This is a genomic window from Burkholderia cepacia, from assembly GCF_029962485.1.
Taxonomy (GTDB): Bacteria; Pseudomonadota; Gammaproteobacteria; order Burkholderiales; family Burkholderiaceae; genus Burkholderia.
This window is the reverse complement of the sequence record NZ_CP073637.1, coordinates 2,960,083-2,976,715: the sequence shown is the minus strand read 5'-3', so window position 1 is coordinate 2,976,715 and position 16,633 is coordinate 2,960,083. Positions and strand designations below refer to the sequence as shown.

Here is a 16,633-nt window from a genome sequence, read left to right as displayed (position 1 = left end):
GATTCGCGTCAACCATTGTCAAATCGCTGCCGCTGACCGAGCGCCGCGTGCACAATGCGCGAAAGCGCTCGCGTGCCCGCCGGCGCGGGGGCTGGCCGGCGTGATGGCAGGCAGCGCCCCGGCCATCCGGGAAGTCTGCCAGGCAGGATCGCGGCCGAGCATCATCGGCCGTGCGGCCGTAACGGGGCGCCGGTCCGATGGCCGCGGCGCAGTGAGACGCACGTGATGCGGGCCGGAGAATACGTCCGGGGCGCGGCGCGTTTGTCCGGAACAGTACCAAGAACGATATTCGACCATGGCTATTCGCTCGACCTACCTGATCCTGCCCGCCGTCGCGATGCTGTTTTCCGGCTGCGCGATGCTGTCGTCGTCGCAGGAAAGCAAGCTGACCTGCCACATTCCGCGCGCCGTCTATCCGGACACCGCCAAACCGCTTACCCGCCCGGTGACCGTGCTCGTGCGTGCGTTGATGACGACGTCCGGTGAAGCGCAGAACGTCACCGTGACGACGAGCAGCCGCAACGCGGCGGCCGATCGCGCGGCCGTCGACGCGATGACGCACGCGACCTGCGTGCAGACGGGCGCGACCGCGAATCCGTTCCTGCTGACCCAACCGTTCGTGTTCGAGCCGTCACGCGGCCAGTGAGGCGCGCGGCGCGGCTTGCCGCGCCGTTTGCATCGCTGTCGTCAATCGAGGCGCGCAACCGCTGCGGCATGCGCGTCCGTCGGTCAGTGTTGCGGCATCAGGTTCGCGCCGCGGCAAGCCGGCTCGGCCGCATTGCTCAGTCCGAGCAGCGTGAAGCCATTGCGCTCCTGGCGAATCAGCGCATAGTGTCGCGCGACGGTTTCCCCGCTGTTGCCTGTCAGATCCAGTTCGACCTGAAAGCGGTCCTTGCTGTCCGAGCAGCCGCGCACCGGGCCATATGCGAACCCGGTATCGGGCGCCTTGCGGGCCTTGTCGAACGCCTGCCGGCCTTTCAGCGCGGCAGCCGCGGCGACGGGTTCACTCCATTCGCGCGCCTGTGCATCGTTCACATTAAGCCACTCGTCGACAAAATCGCGGCCGTTGACCGCGACGGGCTGCACGCGTTGCACGGTGTCGCCGTCGACGCGGTAGCGGAAGATGCCCGGTCGCGTCATCACGTCGCTGTCGAGTGAGCCGACCGTCGTACGCATCTCGAAGCCGTCGGGGCGGACCTTGAACCGGAGTGCATTGTCGTCGAGCACGTAGCCGTGCTCCGTATGGAACAGCGTGCGTTGCGCGGCCGAACCGTTTGCCGGTGCGAGCACGTCGGCGGCGAACTGGCTCCAGCGCGACGAGCACCACGGCGTGCCGTGGACGACCGCGACCTGGCCGCCGGGCAGTGCCGAGAACCAGAAGCCGCCACCGTACGCACCGCCGATGTCCTTGTAGTCGCCGGCCTGCCAGCGCAGCACGCGCCGCCAGCCGCCGTTCTCCCACGCGTAGGCGGTGAGCAGGTTGTCGTCGCCGCACGCGATGTCGAACCCGGCGCGTACGAAGAGTAGCGGGCGGGCGGCGGCGCCGCGTTCGACGTCGACCTCCGGATTGCGGCCGAACGCCGATTCGCCGTTCTTCGGCTGGACGGATCGCGCCGGCACGCCGAGCGCGGCCGCGAGCGTGCGTTTCAACGCAGCCGGGTCGACGTGTTCGTCGCTGCACGCCAACTGCGCGTCGATCGCGCCGACGAGCGCCTCCTTGTACGCACGCAGTGCATCGCGCAGCGGCGGCGAAATATCGACGTTGCCGCCGCCGTCACCTTGCGGATTGCGGACCTGCTGCACGCGGTGCTGCGCGTCGATGGCCACGCGTGCGGCAGTGTCGGCGGCCGGACAGGTGCCGGCGGCCGATGCGATTGCCGGCAGCATCGAAAGCGCACACAGCAGCGGCGCCGCGTACTTCAGCGTGTTGTTCTTCATCGGTGTTTTGTTCTTCTGATTCTTGATCGTTCGAACGGAGAATCGCTACGGCCGACGATTCTCCGCGAATGGTGCGTGAGTGCGTTGCGACGGGCGCTCAGCCCGCGACGTCTTCCGCCTTCCAGTCCCCCGACTTCCCGCCGCGCTTCTCGCGCACGCTCACGTCGGTGATCACCATCCCGCGATCGACGGCCTTGCACATGTCGTAGACCGTCAGCAGCCCGACCTGCACGGCGGTCAGCGCTTCCATCTCGACGCCGGTCCGGCCGAACGTTTCAACCTGCACGACGCAGTGGACGCCCGGCAGTGCGTCGTCGAGTTCGAAGTCGACGGCCACGCGCGTCAGCGCGAGCGGGTGGCACAGCGGGATGAGGTCGGCCGTGCGCTTGGCGCCCTGGATCGCCGCGATGCGCGCGACGCCGAGCACGTCACCCTTCTTGGCCTTGCCGTCGCGGATCAGCGCGAACGTGGCCGGCAGCATCCGGATCGTGCCGCGCGCGATCGCGATGCGCTGGGTTTCCTGCTTGCCGCCGACATCGACCATGTGCGCATGGCCGGCGGCATCGAAATGGGTAAGTCCTGACATGTCATCCTCTAGTGGATCGGAGTGCGCGTGCGCCCCCCCGATCCTGCTTCGCGATCGGCCGGGCCGCCGAATCCTGTACCGGCGCCCCGAACCGATTCAACGTCTCAACGGGCGCTTATCATAGCAGCGGCGTTCGCGTTGCCGGGGGCGCAGATGACGCACGCGCGGCACGGGACAGTCGCCGCGGCGCCGGTACAATGACCCGAATATTCAGACCAAACGCCGCGATGCGCGCCGCTCGCGCGGGACGGCGTCGTTTTCATCCTGCCATGCGTGTCAAACAGTTGCTTGCCGTGTCGCTGTCGGCGGCGCTCGCGCTGCCGCCGGGTGGCCATGCGCAGAGCGCATCGCCACCTCCGCTCGAGCCGGCGACCGGCGGCTCCCCGGCGATTTCCACCGTGCCGTCCGGCATCGCAACCGGCGTGTTCGGCACGTACGGCGGCGCGGAGAGCCGGTTCTCGGGCGCCGGTGGCGCGTCGGCGCCGGTCGCGAGCCTGCGCGCGCCGCTTCGTGCGCTCGAACTGCCCGACCTCGGCGACGGTTCCGGCGGTTCGCTGACGCCACAGGCCGAGCGCCGGCTCGGCGAGCGCGTGATGCGCGAAGTGCGGCGTGATCCCGACTATCTCGACGACTGGCTCGCGCGCGACTACCTGAACGCGATGGCGGCGCGGCTCGCGGCCGCGGCCGCCGCGCGCTTCATCGGCGGCTATACGCCGGATTTCGACCTGTTCCCGGTGCGCGATCCGCAGATCAACGCGTTCTCGATGCCGGGCGGCTTCATCGGGATCAACAGCGGGCTCGTCGTCACGACGCAGACGGAGTCCGAGCTCGCGTCGGTGGTCGGCCACGAGATGGGGCACGTGCTGCAGCGGCACATTGCGCGGATGATCGGTGCAAACGAGAAGACCGGCTACACCGCGCTCGCGGCGATGCTGCTCGGCGTGCTGGCCGGCGTGCTCGCGCGCAGCGGCGATCTCGGCAGCGCGATCGCGGTGGGCGGGCAGGCGTACGCGGTCGACAACCAGCTGCGCTTCTCGCGTTCGGCCGAGCGCGAGGCCGATCGCGTCGGCTTCCAGCTGCTGGCGGGGGCGGGCTACGACCCCTACGGGATGCCGGGCTTCTTCGAACGGCTCGACCGCGCGTCGATGGGCGACGCGGGCGTGCCGGCGTATGCGCGCACGCACCCGCTGACCGGCGAGCGGATCGCGGACATGGAGGATCGCGCGCGCCGCGCGCCGTACCGGCAGCCGCGCCAGTCGGCCGAATACGGGTTCGTGCGCGCGCGGCTGCGCGTCCTGCAGAACCGTGCGCCGACCGACATCTCGGCCGAGGCGCGCCGGATGCAGCTCGAGATCGACGATCGCACGGCGCCGAACGTCGCGGCGAACTGGTACGGCATCGCGCTCGCGAACCTGTTGCTCGGCGAATACGACGTGGCCGGCAAGGCACTCGCGTCGGCGCGTGCGGCGTTCGATGCGCGCGAGCGGCGCGAAAACGATCCGGACGCGAGTTCGCCGAGCCTCGACGTGCTGGCTGCCGAGATCGCGCGCCGCGCGGGCCGGACCGACGACGCGGTGCGGCTCGCGGCGCTCGCGCAGCGGCGCTGGCCGGCGTCGCACGCGGCGATCGTCGCGCATCTGCAGGCGCTGATCGCCGCGCGCCGTTTCGCCGACGCGCAGACGCTCGCGCGTGCCCAGGCGAAGGCCGATCCCGATCAGCCGGACTGGTGGGACTATCTCGCGAAGGCGAGTGACGGGAAGGGCGATGTGCTTGCGCGGCGCCGTGCGCTCGCGGAGAAGCTCGCGATCGACGGCGCGTGGCCGTCGGCCATCCGGCAATTGAAGGAAGCGCGCGACGCGAAGGACGTGTCGTTCTACGAGCAGTCGATCATCGGCGCGCGGCTGCTGGAATTCGAGGCGCGCTACAAGGAAGAGCGCGAGGACGAGAAGAACGGCCGCGGATAGCGGCCGTCACGCGGCTGCGCGTCAGTTGCCGCCGCCGGCCGCATGGCTGGCGAGGCGCGCCGGGCTCGCGACATAGCCGAACCGGGCGGGCACGTCCGCGCAGACGATGCTGCCGAGCGACAGCGTGCGGCCGTCGCACCAGCGCAGCGCGGGCGGCTCGGCATCGAAATCCGCATGATCGGCGAACAGCCCGAGGTCGTGATCGTGCAGCGCCGCGATGCGCTGCGTGCGGCCATCATGAAACAGCACACCGCCCGCATCGTCGAGCCACGCTTCGTCCGGTTCGAACGGTGCGCCCGTCTGGTCGGTGAGCGCGAGCTGCCCGTCGCGCTCCGCGAGCCGGACGACCCACGGCGTATAGGCGAGCTCGACGTACACGCGCTGCGGCCCGTTCTGGAAGAACCACTGGCCCTGCGCATCGCATTCATAGTTGCGGCCGATGAATGCGTTCAGCGCCGCATGCCGGATCGGCGAGCCGAGTTCGCCGGCCGCCTGCGCCGCGTCGTCGCGCAGCCGCCATTCGCCGCGCCGGTCGAGCAGCAGCCAGCCGGTGCAGTGCGGCACGTTCGGCCATTTTGCGAGCGCCTGCCTGACGATGTCATCCATGGTCGACGAATTTCGAGCAATAGCCGAACACCCGCGCCGACAGCCAGTCGAGGCGGCCGGGGAACGGCCCGGTCATGAATCCCGCGTGCCCGCCGGCCGCGGGCTGGTCGAGCTCGACGGCCGGCGATACGTCGGCCGGGCCCGGCAGCGCCGATTCGGGCAGGAACGGGTCGTTGCGGGCGTTGAGGATCAGCGTCGGCACGTCGATCGCGGGCAGCAGCGGGCGCGTCGTCGCCTTGGTCCAGTAGTCGTCGGCGTCCGTGAAGCCGTGCAGCGGGGCGGTCACGACTTCGTCGAAGTCGCGCATCGTCACGGCCTGCAGCATCGCTTCGCGGTCGAACAGCCCCGGGTACTGGTCGAGCTTCGCGAGCGCCTTGCGCTTGAGCGTCTTCAGGAAGCTGCGCGTGTAGACCATCGCGAACCCCTGCGACAGCGCGCGGCCGCCCGCGTGCACGTCGATCGGCGTCGAGATCGCGGCGGCCGCCCGCAGGATCGACGTGTCGCTGCGATGCTCGCCGAGCCAGCGCAGCAGCACGTTGCCGCCGAGCGATACGCCGGCCGCGACGAGCGGCCCGCGATGCCGCGCGGCGAGGCGGCGCAGGATCCAGTCGACTTCGGCGCTGTCGGCGAGGTGGTAGAAGCGCGGCTGGCGGTTGATCTCACCGCTGCAGCTGCGAAAGTGCGGCACGACGGCGTGCCAGCCCTTCGCGCGCGCGGCGGCCATCATCTCGAGCGCGTAGTGCGAGCCGGAGCTGCCTTCGAGGCCGTGGAACAGCACGAACAGCGGCGCATCGGGCGGCGGCGCCGCGCTGTCGAGATGCGCGACCCAGTCGAGATCGATGAAGTCGTGGTCGGGGGTTTCCCATCGCTCTCGTCGGTAAGCGACGGCCGGACGCCGTGCGAACAGCGCGGGCACGATGGTCTGGGCATGGCTGTTCGGCAGCCAGCGCGGTGCGCGATAGCGCAATGAATCGTCGTCGGGGGCCGGGGCCCCGGTCAGCGGCGAGGTGGGCGGAGAAGCCGTACTCATGATCGCCCCGCTAATGCGTTGCTTCGTTCTTCGTCAGTGCAGCGGACCCTGCCCGTGACGGATCTTCGCGGCGAATTGTCCGGCCGCCTGTTCGGGAATCGGGCTCGCGTGAATATGCGCGATGCGCCACTCGCCGCGCTCGTGAATCATCACGTACGTGGCGAAAACCATGTCGGGTTCGGCCGTCAGGTCGGCCTGCTGATGTGCTTCGGCGATCGTATAGACGACCGTGCCGAGGCTGTCGTACACGCGGATGTCGAGCGGCTCGATCGTCACGGGGCGCGTGGCGAGCCGGTTCGCGAGCCCGCTGCGGATCTGGTCGAGGCCGTGCAGATGCTCGCCGTCCGCCCATACGCAGCTGGCGAAATCCTCGTCGATCCACAACGCCAGCAGCGCGTCGAGATTGGCATCGGCGACGGCCTGGTAGTAGGCGTTCAGCGTATCGGCAGCGGCTTCGAAAAGGCGGGCAAAACGTGGCATCGGGGTTATCTCTCGCGCGCGTCGCGCGCCGTATTCAGCACGGCGGCCCGGATGGAGCCGCCGTACACCGGTGAATCGGATTGCCCGGCGCGCCGTGCGACGCTGCCGGTCAGGGTCAGCGCTGCCCGACGAGCATGCCGCGCAAATCGCCGAATACCTGCTCGGGACCGAGTTCGCGCAGGCACTTCAGGTGGCCGAGCGGGCACTCGCGTTCGAAGCAGGGACTGCATTCGAGATGCAGCCATTGTACCTTCGCCAGGTCCGACAGCGGAGGGGTGTGGCGCGGATCGGTCGATCCGTACAGCGCGACGAGCGGCCGGCGCAGCGCGGCCGCGACGTGCATCAGCCCGGAATCGTTGGTGACGACCGCGTTCGCGCGCGCGATCAGCGCGCATGCCTCGGACAGCGACGTCTGCCCGCACAGGTTGCGCACGTTCGGCGCGTGGTCGGCGATCGCCTGCGCGGCTGCCGCGTCCTTCTGCGAGCCGAGTGCGACGATCTGCGTATACGGGAACGACTGGTGAACGATCGTCGCGAGCGTCGCGAAGTGCTCGGGCGGCCAGCGCTTGGCCGGGCCGAATTCGGCGCCCGGGCAGAACACGACGAGCGGCTTGCGCGTATCGAGATTGAAACGCGCGGACACGCGCGCCGTCTCGTTCAGGTCCGCGTCGAGGCGCGGCGCGGGCAGCGTCTTCATCGACTCGGGCAGCTTCGCGCCCGGCGCGTAGGCGAGCGCCGCGTAGTGGGTCGTCATCGGCGGCCGCTCGCCCGACTTGGTCGGGTTCGCGTGCCGCACGTTCAGCAGCCCGTAGCGGTGCTCGCCCGTGTAGCCGATCCGCAGCGGGATGTTCGCGAGCCACGGGATCACCGCGGACTTCAGCGAATTCGGCAGCACGTACGCCGCGTCGTAGCCGACGTCGCGCAGGTCGCTCGCGAGCTGCCAGCGGCGCAGCAGCTGCAGCTTGCCATGCGCGAGATCGGTCGCGTAGACATCGTGGATCTCGGGCATCCGCTCGAGCACGGGCGCGACCCACGAGGGTGCGACGGCATCGATCGCGATGCGGGGATGGAGCTTTTTCAGCAGCGCAAAAAGTGGCTGCGCCATCAATGCGTCACCGATCCAGTTCGGTGCGATAACCAGCGCTCGACGCATCAGGTCGACTTCCGATGTCGTAATGAATCACGGCGCACGGGCGCCGCGTTCGGGTTGCCAGAATGGAGAACGGCGGCGCGCCGGATTTCCGGCTGCGCCGCCTTGCGAGTCGGCGGGCCCGCGGGCCCGGCCGCCCGGGCTCAGTGGCCCTTGACGACCTCGCCGTCGCGCAGCTTGTAGCGCGTGCCGCAGTACGGGCAGCGTGCCTCGCCGTGCGACACGTCGATGAAGACGCGCGGATGGGCGCTCCAGCGCGCCATGGCCGGGTTCGGGCAGTAGGCGGGAAGATCCTTGGCCGTCAGCTCGACCAGCGGCATTTCCTTGATTTCACTCATGAGACTTTCTCTTATCACTCTTTTGTGGGGCGGTCGGTGGCGCGGCGCGCTCAGACCTTCGTCAGCCAGTGCGCGTACTTCGCGTTCTTGCCCGACACGATATCGAAAAACGCCGACTGGAGCTTTTCCGTGACGGGGCCGCGCGCGCCGCTGCCGATCGTGCGGTTGTCGAGCTCGCGGATCGGCGTGACTTCAGCGGCCGTGCCGGTGAAGAACGCCTCGTCGGCCGTGTAGACCTCGTCGCGCGTGATGCGCTTCTCGATCACTTCGATGCCGGCGTCCTTCGCGAGCGTGATGATCGTGTCGCGCGTGATGCCGTCGAGGCACGACGACAGGTCGGGCGTGTACAGCTTGCCGTTGTTCACGAGGAAGAAGTTCTCGCCCGAGCCTTCCGACACGTAGCCGTCGACGTCGAGCAGCAGCGCCTCGTCGTAGCCGTCGGCCGTCGCTTCCTGGTTCGCCAGGATCGAGTTCACGTACCAGCCCGACGCCTTCGCGCGCACCATCGACACGTTCACGTGGTGGCGCGTGAACGACGACGTCTTCACGCGGATGCCCTTCGCGAGGCCGTCTTCTCCGAGGTACGCGCCCCACGGCCAGGCGGCGATCGCGACGTGGATCGTGTTGCCCTTCGCCGACACGCCGAGCTTTTCCGAGCCGACCCAGATGATCGGGCGCAGATAGCCCGACTCGAGCTTGTTCTCGCGCACGACTTCGAGCTGCGCGGCCTCGAGCGTCTCGCGATCGAACGGCACGTCCATCTGGAAGATCTTCGCCGAATTCAGCAGACGTTTCGTGTGCTCGGGCAGGCGGAAGATCGAGGTGCTGCCGTCGGCCGCCTTGTACGCGCGCACGCCCTCGAAGACGCCCATGCCGTAGTGCAGCGTGTGGGTCAGGACGTGGATCTTGGCGTCGCGCCAGTCGATCAGCTTGCCGTCCATCCAGATCTTGCCGTCGCGGTCGGCCATTGACATAGATTTCTCCTGGGATGCGGTTGTATGCAGCGTTGAGCCGGAAAGACGCTTATTTTAGCGTCATTTGGTGGCGACCCGGTCGGTCGGCGCGGGGCCGGCGCTATAATCGTCCGGTACCGATTCCAATAACGATGGGACGTACCGGCAGGAGGCGCCGGCGCCCCGACGAACCGCCCGCTGCGGCCCGCATTCCCATGCTCGCTCGATTGTCCGCCACCGACCGCTTCGCGCTGATCCAGGGCGCGCGCGACTATTCCCCGACATTGATGGCGATCCTCTCCTGGGGGCTCGTCACCGGCATCGCGATGAGCAAGTCGGTCATGACGCTCGGGCAGGCGAGCGCGATGTCGATCTTCGTCTACGCGGGCTCGTCGCAGCTCGCGGTGCTGCCGCTCCTCGCGGCGAAGCTGCCGATCTGGACCGTGCTGCTCACGGCCGCGATGGTCAACATGCGCTTCGTGATCTTCAGCGCAGGGCTTGCGCCCCATTTTTCCTACCTGCCGCTGTGGCGGCGTCTCGCGATCGGCTATTTCAACGGCGACGTGATCTACCTGCTGTTCCAGAAACAGGGCTTTGCCTACGGTCACGTGCCGGGCAAGGAAGCGTATTTCTGGGGGATGGCGCTCGCGAGCTGGGTGTCGTGGCAGGTATCGTCGCTCGCCGGCATCCTGCTCGCGAGTTTCTTCCCCGCGAGCTGGGGGCTGGAGCTGGCCGGCACGCTCGCGCTGATCCCGATCATGGTGTCCGCGGTCGCGAACCGCTCGACGCTCGCGGCCGTCGCGGTCGCCGGCATCGTGTCGCTGATCGCGTTCGACCTGCCGTACCGGCTCGCGCTGCCGCTCGCGGTGCTCGCCGCGCTCGCGGCCGGCTGCACGGCCGACTTCTTCGTCGAACGGGCCGACTGGCGGCGCATCCGCACCGAAACCGTGCAGGAAAAGGAGATCGAATGAGCGCGACGGAGATCTGGATCGTCATCATCGGGATGACGGTCGTCACGGCCGTCACGCGCGCGCTGTTCCTGATCGGCGGCGAGCGCACCGTGCTGCCCGAACGCGCGCAGCGCGCGCTGCGCTATGCGCCGGCCGCCGCGCTGGTCGCCGTCGTGCTGCCCGACGTGCTCGAAACGCCGGCCGGGTTGTCGTTCGCGCTGTCCAACCATCCGTTCTACGCGGCACTCGCCGGTCTCGGCTGGTTCCTGTGGCGGCGCAGCATGCTCGGCACGATCGTCGTCGGGATGCTCGTATTTACCGCCCTGCGCCTGATCTTCTGATGGGCTGTCGCTACGGCCCGCCGGGCGCTGGCCGCCCGCGCACCTGCATTGCTGCGTTGCGGCAATGTGTCCGTTGCCGCACGCGATCCCAAATAGGCGGAATTCGGCGCCCGCGGGTCAGTCTGCCGGGTGGATCGGCTAGAATGCCCGTTCGAGATTTTTTACCCGTGCGCGTCATGCGAACCGCTAGCCACGGCCGCATCCGGCGCCCTTTCGCGGCAGCCCGCGCACGTCCCGCGTGAACCCCCTTTCCCCATCCACTACTTCAATTTGTCCAACATGAGCCAAGTCAAGCGTCTTACCGACCTGATCGCCGCCGGCCAGCTCGCCGGCAAGCGGGTGTTCATCCGCGCCGACCTGAACGTCCCGCAGGACGACCAGGGCAACATCACCGAAGACACGCGCGTGCGCGCGTCCGTGCCGGCCATCCAGGCCGCGCTCGACGCCGGCGCGGCCGTGATGGTCACGTCGCACCTGGGTCGCCCGACCGAAGGCGAATTCAAGCCGGAAGACTCGCTCGCCCCGGTCGCGAAGCGTCTCGCCGAGCTGCTCGGCCGTGATGTGCCGCTGGTGTCGAACTGGGTCGAGAACGGCGTGAACGTCGCGCCGGGCCAGGTCGTGTTGCTCGAGAACTGCCGCGTCAACAAGGGCGAGAAGAAGAATTCGGACGAGCTCGCCCAGAAGATGGCGAAGCTCTGCGACGTGTACGTGAACGATGCGTTCGGCACCGCACACCGCGCGGAAGCGACCACCCACGGGATCGCGAAGTACGCGCCGGTCGCGTGCGCGGGCCCGCTGCTGGCCGCCGAACTCGACGCGCTCGGCAAGGCGCTCGGCAACCCGGCGCGCCCGCTGGTGGCGATCGTCGCCGGCTCGAAGGTGTCGACCAAGCTGACCATCCTGAAGTCGCTGGCCGGCAAGGTCGACCAGCTGATCGTCGGCGGCGGCATCGCCAACACGTTCATGCTCGCGGCCGGCCTGTCGATCGGCAAGTCGCTCGCGGAAGCCGACCTCGTCAACGAGGCGAAGGCGATCATCGACGAAGCGCGTGAGCGCGGCGCGTCGGTGCCGATCCCGACCGACGTGGTCACCGCGAAGGAATTCTCGCCGACGGCCGTGGCCACGGTGAAGCAGGTCGCCGACATCGAAGCGGACGACATGATCCTCGACATCGGCCCCGATACGGCCAAGGCGCTCGCGAGCCAGCTCGAAAAGGCCGGCACGATCGTGTGGAACGGCCCGGTCGGTGTGTTCGAGTTCGACCAGTTCGGCAACGGCACCAAGACGCTCGCCGACGCGATCGCCAAATCGTCCGCGTTCTCGATCGCGGGCGGCGGCGATACGCTCGCGGCCATCGCGAAGTACGGCATCCACGACCAGGTCAGCTACATCTCGACGGGCGGCGGCGCCTTCCTCGAGTTCCTCGAGGGGAAGAAGCTGCCGGCGGTGGAAGTGCTCGAAACGCGGGCGGCCTGAGCGTGGCGGCGCGCGCAGGGGTGACGAAGGCCGTGCGCTCCGCGAAAGCGGAGCAGCCGGCCGGCGCGGGCAAGCGCAAACGCGCGCCCGCGCGGGCGAACTCCGCCCCGCGCGCACCGGCGGCTGCCGGCGACGCGGCCGACCAGCACCACGAGATTCAGAACAAAGCGATGCCGGGCGCAAGCACCGGCACGCCCCCCGGAGCGGCCGCCGCTGGGCCTGCCGCTTCCGGCTCTCGCAGCGTTTCACCCAGCGCATCCACCTTGATCCAGATGAGGAGTTTCATGCAGCGCGCCACCAAGATAGTCGCCACGATCGGCCCGGCTTCCAGTTCGCCGGAGATTCTGCTGCAGATGATGCAGGCGGGCCTCGACGTCGTGCGGCTCAATTTTTCGCACGGCACGGCCGACGATCACCGCCAGCGCGCCGAGATGGTGCGCGAGGCCGCCCGCAAGGTTGGCCGCGAGATCGCGATCATGGCCGACCTCCAGGGCCCGAAGATCCGCGTCGGCAAGTTCGAGAACGGCAAGACCACGCTCGTGCCGGGGCAGCCGTTCATCCTTGACGCCGCCTGCGAGCTCGGCAACGACGAGCGCGTCGGCCTCGACTACAAGGAACTGCCGCGCGACCTGCGCCCGGGCGACCTGCTGCTGCTGAACGACGGCCTGATCGTGCTGACCGTCGAGCGCGTGCTCGGCGACGAGATCCACACGATCGTCAAGGTGGGCGGCGAGCTGTCGAACAACAAGGGGATCAACCGCCAGGGCGGCGGCCTGTCGGCGCCGGCGCTGACCGCGAAGGACATGGAAGACATCCGCACCGCGATGTCGCTCGGCGCGGACCTCGTCGCGGTGTCGTTCCCGAAGAACGCGACCGACATGGAAATGGCGCGTCAGCTCGCGAACATCGCGGGTGCGCCGTACGGCATCAAGCCGAAGATGATCGCGAAGATCGAGCGCGCGGAAGCGATCCCGGCGCTGCAGAGCATCCTCGACGCGTCCGACGGCATCATGGTCGCGCGCGGCGACCTCGCGGTGGAAGTGGGCAACGCGGCCGTGCCGGCGCTGCAGAAGCGGATGATCCGGATGGCGCGCGAGTCGAACAAGCTCGTGATCACCGCGACGCAGATGATGGAATCGATGATCCACGCACCCGTGCCGACCCGCGCGGAAGTGTCGGACGTCGCGAACGCGGTGCTCGACGGCACCGATGCGGTGATGCTGTCGGCCGAAACGGCCGCCGGCAAGTACCCGGTCGTCACGATCGAGACGATGGCGGCCGTGTGCGTCGAAGCGGAAAAGTCGGAACACGTCGAGCTCGACAAGGATTTCCTCGACCGCACGTTCACGCGGATCGACCAGTCGATCGCGATGGGCGCGCTGTTCACCGCGTACCACCTCGGCGCGAAGGCGATCATCGCGCTGACCGAATCGGGCGCGACCGCGCTGTGGATGTCGCGTCACTACACGCACGTGCCGATCTTCGCGCTGACGCCGCGCGTCGGCAGCGAGCGCACGATGGCGCTGTACCGCAACGTGACGCCGCTGCACGTGGACTTCAACAGCGACCGCGATTCGGCGCTGCAGGCCGCGCTCGAGATCGTCGTCAAGCAGGGCTACGTTCAGCACGGCGACATGGTCGTGCTGACGGTTGGCGAGCCGATGGGGCAGGCGGGCGGCACCAACACGCTGAAGATCGTGCGGGTCGGCGAGCACTATTGAGCGCCGACTGAGCATCGAGCCGGCCTGGCGCCGGCAGCCCGGATCGGCTGAAAATTCGATCCGGCACCATTTTTCACGCGAAAGCCGCGTGGGGTCCGAAGCCCCGCGCGGCTTTTTTTCTCTTTTTTGCCCGCATTGTGCCGTGCGAACGTAACAAATTGCGAGTCGGCGCCACCGGGCGGTCGGAATCGGAGGCGCTTCGCGATAAAATGCGGCTATTCGACGCTCAGCCGCGCCGCGCCACCCCGGTTTGAACGGGAGCGAGCGCCGCGCCGGCGTCAGGGCGCACCGGTTTTCATTCCAAGGAGTTCCACAATGCCTCTCGTATCAATGCGTCAATTGCTGGACCACGCGGCAGAGCACGGTTACGGCCTGCCGGCCTTCAACGTGAACAACCTGGAGCAGGTCCAGGCGATCATGGCGGCGGCGGACCAGGTCGGCGCGCCCGTGATCATGCAGGCATCGGCCGGCGCGCGTAAGTACGCGGGCGAGCCGTTCCTGCGCCACCTGATCGAAGCAGCAGTCGAGTCGTACCCGCACATCCCGGTCGTGATGCACCAGGATCACGGCCAGTCGCCGGCAGTCTGCATGGGCGCGATCCGCAGCGGCTTCACCAGCGTGATGATGGACGGTTCGCTCGAAGCCGACGGCAAGACGGTCGCGTCGTACGAGTACAACGTCGACGTGTCGCGCAAGGTCGTCGAGATGGCGCACTCGATCGGCGTGACGGTCGAAGCCGAACTCGGCGTGCTTGGCTCGCTCGAGACGATGAAGGGCGACAAGGAAGACGGCCACGGCGCGGAAGGCACGATGACCCGCGAGCAACTGCTGACCGATCCGGAGCAGGCCGCCGACTTCGTGAAGCTCACGCAGTGCGATGCGCTCGCGATCGCGATCGGCACGTCGCACGGCGCGTACAAGTTCTCGAAGAAGCCGACGGGTGACATCCTGTCGATCGAGCGCATCAAGGAAATCCACGCGCGCATTCCGAACACCCACCTCGTGATGCACGGTTCGTCGTCGGTGCCGCAGGAACTGCTGGCCGAGATCCGCGAATTCGGCGGCGACATGAAGGAAACCTACGGCGTGCCGGTCGAGGAAATCCAGGAAGGCATCAAGCACGGCGTGCGCAAGATCAACATCGACACCGACCTGCGTCTCGCGATCACCGGTGCGATCCGCCGCTACCTGTTCGAGAACCCGGGCAAGTTCGATCCGCGCGACTACCTGAAGCCCGCGCGCGAAGCGGCGAAGCAGGTTTGCGTCGACCGTTACCTCGCGTTCGGCTGCGAAGGCCAGGCCGGCAAGATCAAGCCGGTGTCGCTCGACAAGATCGCCGAACAGTACAAGTCCGGCGCGCTCGCGCAGGTCGTGCGCTGAGACTGTAGTACGATTGCCCCGCCGCAAGGCCGGGGCGGGCCGCCCGGTTGCCGGATCTGATCCGGCCCCGGCAGCCGTTCCGTCCGGCCGAACGAGGGCCGGCCGGCAACCGTCCGGGCGCTGTCGCCCTGCCGGTTCGCCGACGTATTGCAAGACCGCCGTTCCCGCCTGCCGCGGGGAACGGCGTTTCCCTTTTTGTTTGGCTCCTTATCTGCGAAAAGACGATGTCTACCCTTTACGAATCCACGCTCCGCTCGCTGCCGCTCCTCGGTCGCGGCAAGGTCCGCGATAACTACGCGGTCGGCAACGACAAGCTCCTGATCGTCACGACCGACCGTCTGTCGGCATTCGACGTGGTGATGGGCGAGCCGATTCCGAACAAGGGCCGCGTGCTGAACCAGATGGCGAACTTCTGGTTCGACAAGCTCGCGCACATCGTGCCGAACCACCTGACGGGCGACGCGCCGGAAGCGGTCGTCGCGGCCGACGAGGTCGAGCAGGTGAAGGGCCGCGGCGTGGTCGTCAAGCGCCTCGAGCCGATCATGATCGAAGCGGTCGTGCGCGGCTACCTGGCCGGCAGCGGCTGGAAGGAATACCAGGCATCGGGCGCCGTGTGCGGCGTGCAGTTGCCGGAAGGCCTGCAGAACGCGCAGAAGCTGCCCGAGCCGATCTTCACGCCGGCCGCGAAGGCCGAGATGGGCGAGCACGACGAGAACATCACGTTCGAGGAAACCGAGCGCCGCATCGGCACCGAGCTGGCTGCAACGATCCGCGACATCTCGATCAAGTTGTACAAGGAAGCGGCCGACTACGCGGCGACGCGCGGCATCATCATCGCCGACACGAAGTTCGAATTCGGCCTCGACAACCACGGCCAGCTGTACCTGATGGACGAAGCGCTGACGGCCGATTCGTCGCGTTTCTGGCCGGCCGACCAGTATGAGGTCGGCACGAACCCGCCGTCGTTCGACAAGCAGTTCGTGCGCGACTGGCTCGAGGCGCAGCCGTGGGGCAAGACGGCGCCGGCGCCGGCGCTGCCGGCCGACGTCGTCGAGAAGACGGCCGCGAAGTACCAGGAAGCGCTCGAACGCATCACGGGCCAGTCGCTCGCCTGAGCAAGGATGGATGAAATGAGTGAAATCCAGACTGCCCACACGCACAGCGCGCCGCTCATCGGTGTGCTGATGGGTTCGAGTTCCGACTGGGACGTGATGAAGCACGCGGTCGCGATCCTGCAGGAATTCGGCGTACCGTACGAAGCGAAGGTCGTGTCCGCGCACCGGATGCCCGACGAGATGTTCGACTATGCGGAGAAGGCGCGCGAGCGTGGGCTGCGCGCGATCATCGCGGGCGCCGGCGGCGCCGCGCACCTGCCCGGCATGCTGGCCGCGAAAACCACGGTGCCGGTGCTCGGCGTGCCGGTCGCGAGCAAGTACCTGAAGGGTGTCGATTCGCTGCACTCGATCGTGCAGATGCCGAAGGGCGTGCCCGTCGCGACGTTCGCGATCGGCGAGGCCGGCGCCGCGAATGCCGCGCTGTTCGCGGTGTCGATCCTGTCCGGCAACTCGGTCGACTATGCGAACCGGCTCGCCGCGTTCCGCGTGCGCCAGAACGAAGCCGCGCACGCGATGGTGCTCCCGCCGCTGGAATGACGGCGCACCGGCGGCCGCACTGCCAATCCGGCGGCTGCCTGACCTCCCCACTGCGGCGGGCAGCGCCC

Annotated in this window: 18 protein-coding genes; 9 read left to right on the top strand and 9 right to left on the bottom strand. The window is 68.2% G+C overall.

The window, feature by feature from the left end; all coding sequences use genetic code 11:
• Positions 1–295: 295 nt before the first annotated feature.
• Positions 296–646: a TonB family protein gene (locus KEC55_RS13890; protein WP_282505895.1), complete on the top strand. Its 351-nt coding sequence runs from the start codon at positions 296–298 to the stop codon at positions 644–646.
• An 83-nt stretch (positions 647–729) separates the two neighbouring features.
• Here the strand turns inward: KEC55_RS13890 and KEC55_RS13885 are convergent, their stop codons facing one another.
• Together KEC55_RS13885 and moaC are read right to left on the bottom strand one after the other, a co-directional pair.
• Positions 730–1,938 (bottom strand): hypothetical protein, encoded by a 1,209-nt coding sequence (locus KEC55_RS13885; RefSeq protein ID WP_282505894.1) that lies wholly within the window; start codon positions 1,936–1,938, stop codon positions 730–732.
• 97 nt (positions 1,939–2,035) lie between these two features.
• Positions 2,036–2,524: a cyclic pyranopterin monophosphate synthase MoaC gene (gene moaC, locus KEC55_RS13880; RefSeq protein ID WP_006482362.1), complete on the bottom strand. Its 489-nt coding sequence runs from the start codon at positions 2,522–2,524 to the stop codon at positions 2,036–2,038.
• Positions 2,525–2,793: 269 nt separating this feature from the next.
• On the opposite strand from moaC, the gene KEC55_RS13875 reads away from it, so the two are divergent.
• Positions 2,794–4,488 (top strand): M48 family metalloprotease, encoded by a 1,695-nt coding sequence (locus KEC55_RS13875; protein ID WP_282505893.1) that lies wholly within the window; start codon positions 2,794–2,796, stop codon positions 4,486–4,488.
• Between the two features lie 21 nt (positions 4,489–4,509).
• Here the strand turns inward: KEC55_RS13875 and KEC55_RS13870 are convergent, their stop codons facing one another.
• The 6 genes from KEC55_RS13870 to KEC55_RS13845 all read right to left on the bottom strand — a co-directional run bounded on the left by KEC55_RS13870 (position 4,510) and on the right by KEC55_RS13845 (position 9,066).
• Positions 4,510–5,094 carry a DUF2946 family protein gene (locus KEC55_RS13870; RefSeq protein WP_282505892.1) on the bottom strand — a complete coding sequence of 195 codons (585 nt, stop codon included), beginning with the start codon at positions 5,092–5,094 and terminating at the stop codon, positions 4,510–4,512.
• Positions 5,087–6,124, bottom strand: a complete 1,038-nt coding sequence (locus KEC55_RS13865) for a hydrolase (protein ID WP_176050239.1) — start codon at positions 6,122–6,124, stop codon at positions 5,087–5,089. Before KEC55_RS13865 ends, KEC55_RS13870 begins: the two co-directional genes overlap by 8 nt.
• Before the next feature lie 33 nt (positions 6,125–6,157).
• Complete coding sequence (locus tag KEC55_RS13860) at positions 6,158–6,604, bottom strand: nuclear transport factor 2 family protein (RefSeq protein ID WP_034178922.1); 447 nt, start codon at positions 6,602–6,604, stop codon at positions 6,158–6,160.
• Positions 6,605–6,719: 115 nt separating this feature from the next.
• Positions 6,720–7,757 (bottom strand): lipopolysaccharide heptosyltransferase II, encoded by a 1,038-nt coding sequence (waaF, locus tag KEC55_RS13855; protein WP_282505891.1) that lies wholly within the window; start codon positions 7,755–7,757, stop codon positions 6,720–6,722.
• Positions 7,758–7,897: 140 nt separating this feature from the next.
• Positions 7,898–8,092: a zinc-finger domain-containing protein gene (locus KEC55_RS13850; RefSeq protein ID WP_006749970.1), complete on the bottom strand. Its 195-nt coding sequence runs from the start codon at positions 8,090–8,092 to the stop codon at positions 7,898–7,900.
• Between the two features lie 50 nt (positions 8,093–8,142).
• On the bottom strand, positions 8,143–9,066 hold the full coding sequence (locus KEC55_RS13845; protein WP_176050238.1) for a branched-chain amino acid transaminase: 924 nt from the start codon (positions 9,064–9,066) through the stop codon (positions 8,143–8,145).
• 194 nt (positions 9,067–9,260) lie between these two features.
• Between KEC55_RS13845 and KEC55_RS13840 the strand changes: the two genes are divergently transcribed.
• The 3 genes from KEC55_RS13840 to KEC55_RS13830 all read left to right on the top strand — a co-directional run bounded on the left by KEC55_RS13840 (position 9,261) and on the right by KEC55_RS13830 (position 11,812).
• Entirely contained in the window at positions 9,261–10,016 is a 756-nt protein-coding gene (locus KEC55_RS13840) for an AzlC family ABC transporter permease (RefSeq protein WP_282505890.1), read from the top strand.
• On the top strand, positions 10,013–10,336 hold the full coding sequence (locus KEC55_RS13835) for an AzlD domain-containing protein (RefSeq protein ID WP_282505889.1): 324 nt from the start codon (positions 10,013–10,015) through the stop codon (positions 10,334–10,336). The genes KEC55_RS13840 and KEC55_RS13835 overlap by 4 nt, the downstream gene beginning before the upstream one ends.
• Positions 10,337–10,615: 279 nt before the next feature.
• Positions 10,616–11,812 (top strand): phosphoglycerate kinase, encoded by a 1,197-nt coding sequence (locus KEC55_RS13830; RefSeq protein WP_282505888.1) that lies wholly within the window; start codon positions 10,616–10,618, stop codon positions 11,810–11,812.
• 157 nt (positions 11,813–11,969) lie between these two features.
• Here the strand turns inward: KEC55_RS13830 and KEC55_RS13825 are convergent, their stop codons facing one another.
• On the bottom strand, positions 11,970–12,098 hold the full coding sequence (locus KEC55_RS13825; RefSeq protein WP_256093618.1) for a hypothetical protein: 129 nt from the start codon (positions 12,096–12,098) through the stop codon (positions 11,970–11,972).
• On the opposite strand from KEC55_RS13825, the gene pyk reads away from it, so the two are divergent.
• From pyk to purE, 4 genes are all read left to right on the top strand, one after another.
• On the top strand, positions 12,097–13,533 hold the full coding sequence (gene pyk / locus KEC55_RS13820) for a pyruvate kinase (RefSeq protein ID WP_034189082.1): 1,437 nt from the start codon (positions 12,097–12,099) through the stop codon (positions 13,531–13,533). The two genes, KEC55_RS13825 and pyk, sit on opposite strands and share 2 nt — an antisense overlap.
• Before the next feature lie 315 nt (positions 13,534–13,848).
• Positions 13,849–14,913, top strand: coding sequence for a class II fructose-bisphosphate aldolase (gene fba / locus KEC55_RS13815; protein WP_176050235.1), 1,065 nt, complete (start codon positions 13,849–13,851; stop codon positions 14,911–14,913).
• A gap of 224 nt (positions 14,914–15,137) precedes the next feature.
• Positions 15,138–16,028, top strand: coding sequence for a phosphoribosylaminoimidazolesuccinocarboxamide synthase (locus KEC55_RS13810; protein ID WP_282505887.1), 891 nt, complete (start codon positions 15,138–15,140; stop codon positions 16,026–16,028).
• 15 nt (positions 16,029–16,043) lie between these two features.
• Positions 16,044–16,565 carry a 5-(carboxyamino)imidazole ribonucleotide mutase gene (gene purE, locus KEC55_RS13805; protein ID WP_006477946.1) on the top strand — a complete coding sequence of 174 codons (522 nt, stop codon included), beginning with the start codon at positions 16,044–16,046 and terminating at the stop codon, positions 16,563–16,565.
• The last annotated feature ends 68 nt before the right edge of the window (positions 16,566–16,633 follow it).

What these genes read in the sequence shown, in the direction of transcription:
- KEC55_RS13890 (WP_282505895.1), top strand. Translation starts at nt 296, where the DNA reads ATGGCTATTCGCTCGACCTACCTGATCCTGCCCGCCGTCGCGATGCTG.
- KEC55_RS13885 (WP_282505894.1), bottom strand. Translation starts at nt 1,938, where the DNA reads ATGAAGAACAACACGCTGAAGTACGCGGCGCCGCTGCTGTGTGCGCTT.
- moaC (WP_006482362.1), bottom strand. Translation starts at nt 2,524, where the DNA reads ATGTCAGGACTTACCCATTTCGATGCCGCCGGCCATGCGCACATGGTC.
- KEC55_RS13875 (WP_282505893.1), top strand. Translation starts at nt 2,794, where the DNA reads ATGCGTGTCAAACAGTTGCTTGCCGTGTCGCTGTCGGCGGCGCTCGCG.
- KEC55_RS13870 (WP_282505892.1), bottom strand. Translation starts at nt 5,094, where the DNA reads ATGGATGACATCGTCAGGCAGGCGCTCGCAAAATGGCCGAACGTGCCG.
- KEC55_RS13865 (WP_176050239.1), bottom strand. Translation starts at nt 6,124, where the DNA reads ATGAGTACGGCTTCTCCGCCCACCTCGCCGCTGACCGGGGCCCCGGCC.
- KEC55_RS13860 (WP_034178922.1), bottom strand. Translation starts at nt 6,604, where the DNA reads ATGCCACGTTTTGCCCGCCTTTTCGAAGCCGCTGCCGATACGCTGAAC.
- waaF (WP_282505891.1), bottom strand. Translation starts at nt 7,757, where the DNA reads ATGCGTCGAGCGCTGGTTATCGCACCGAACTGGATCGGTGACGCATTG.
- KEC55_RS13850 (WP_006749970.1), bottom strand. Translation starts at nt 8,092, where the DNA reads ATGAGTGAAATCAAGGAAATGCCGCTGGTCGAGCTGACGGCCAAGGAT.
- KEC55_RS13845 (WP_176050238.1), bottom strand. Translation starts at nt 9,066, where the DNA reads ATGTCAATGGCCGACCGCGACGGCAAGATCTGGATGGACGGCAAGCTG.
- KEC55_RS13840 (WP_282505890.1), top strand. Translation starts at nt 9,261, where the DNA reads ATGCTCGCTCGATTGTCCGCCACCGACCGCTTCGCGCTGATCCAGGGC.
- KEC55_RS13835 (WP_282505889.1), top strand. Translation starts at nt 10,013, where the DNA reads ATGAGCGCGACGGAGATCTGGATCGTCATCATCGGGATGACGGTCGTC.
- KEC55_RS13830 (WP_282505888.1), top strand. Translation starts at nt 10,616, where the DNA reads ATGAGCCAAGTCAAGCGTCTTACCGACCTGATCGCCGCCGGCCAGCTC.
- pyk (WP_034189082.1), top strand. Translation starts at nt 12,097, where the DNA reads ATGCAGCGCGCCACCAAGATAGTCGCCACGATCGGCCCGGCTTCCAGT.
- KEC55_RS13825 (WP_256093618.1), bottom strand. Translation starts at nt 12,098, where the DNA reads ATGAAACTCCTCATCTGGATCAAGGTGGATGCGCTGGGTGAAACGCTG.
- fba (WP_176050235.1), top strand. Translation starts at nt 13,849, where the DNA reads ATGCCTCTCGTATCAATGCGTCAATTGCTGGACCACGCGGCAGAGCAC.
- KEC55_RS13810 (WP_282505887.1), top strand. Translation starts at nt 15,138, where the DNA reads ATGTCTACCCTTTACGAATCCACGCTCCGCTCGCTGCCGCTCCTCGGT.
- purE (WP_006477946.1), top strand. Translation starts at nt 16,044, where the DNA reads ATGAGTGAAATCCAGACTGCCCACACGCACAGCGCGCCGCTCATCGGT.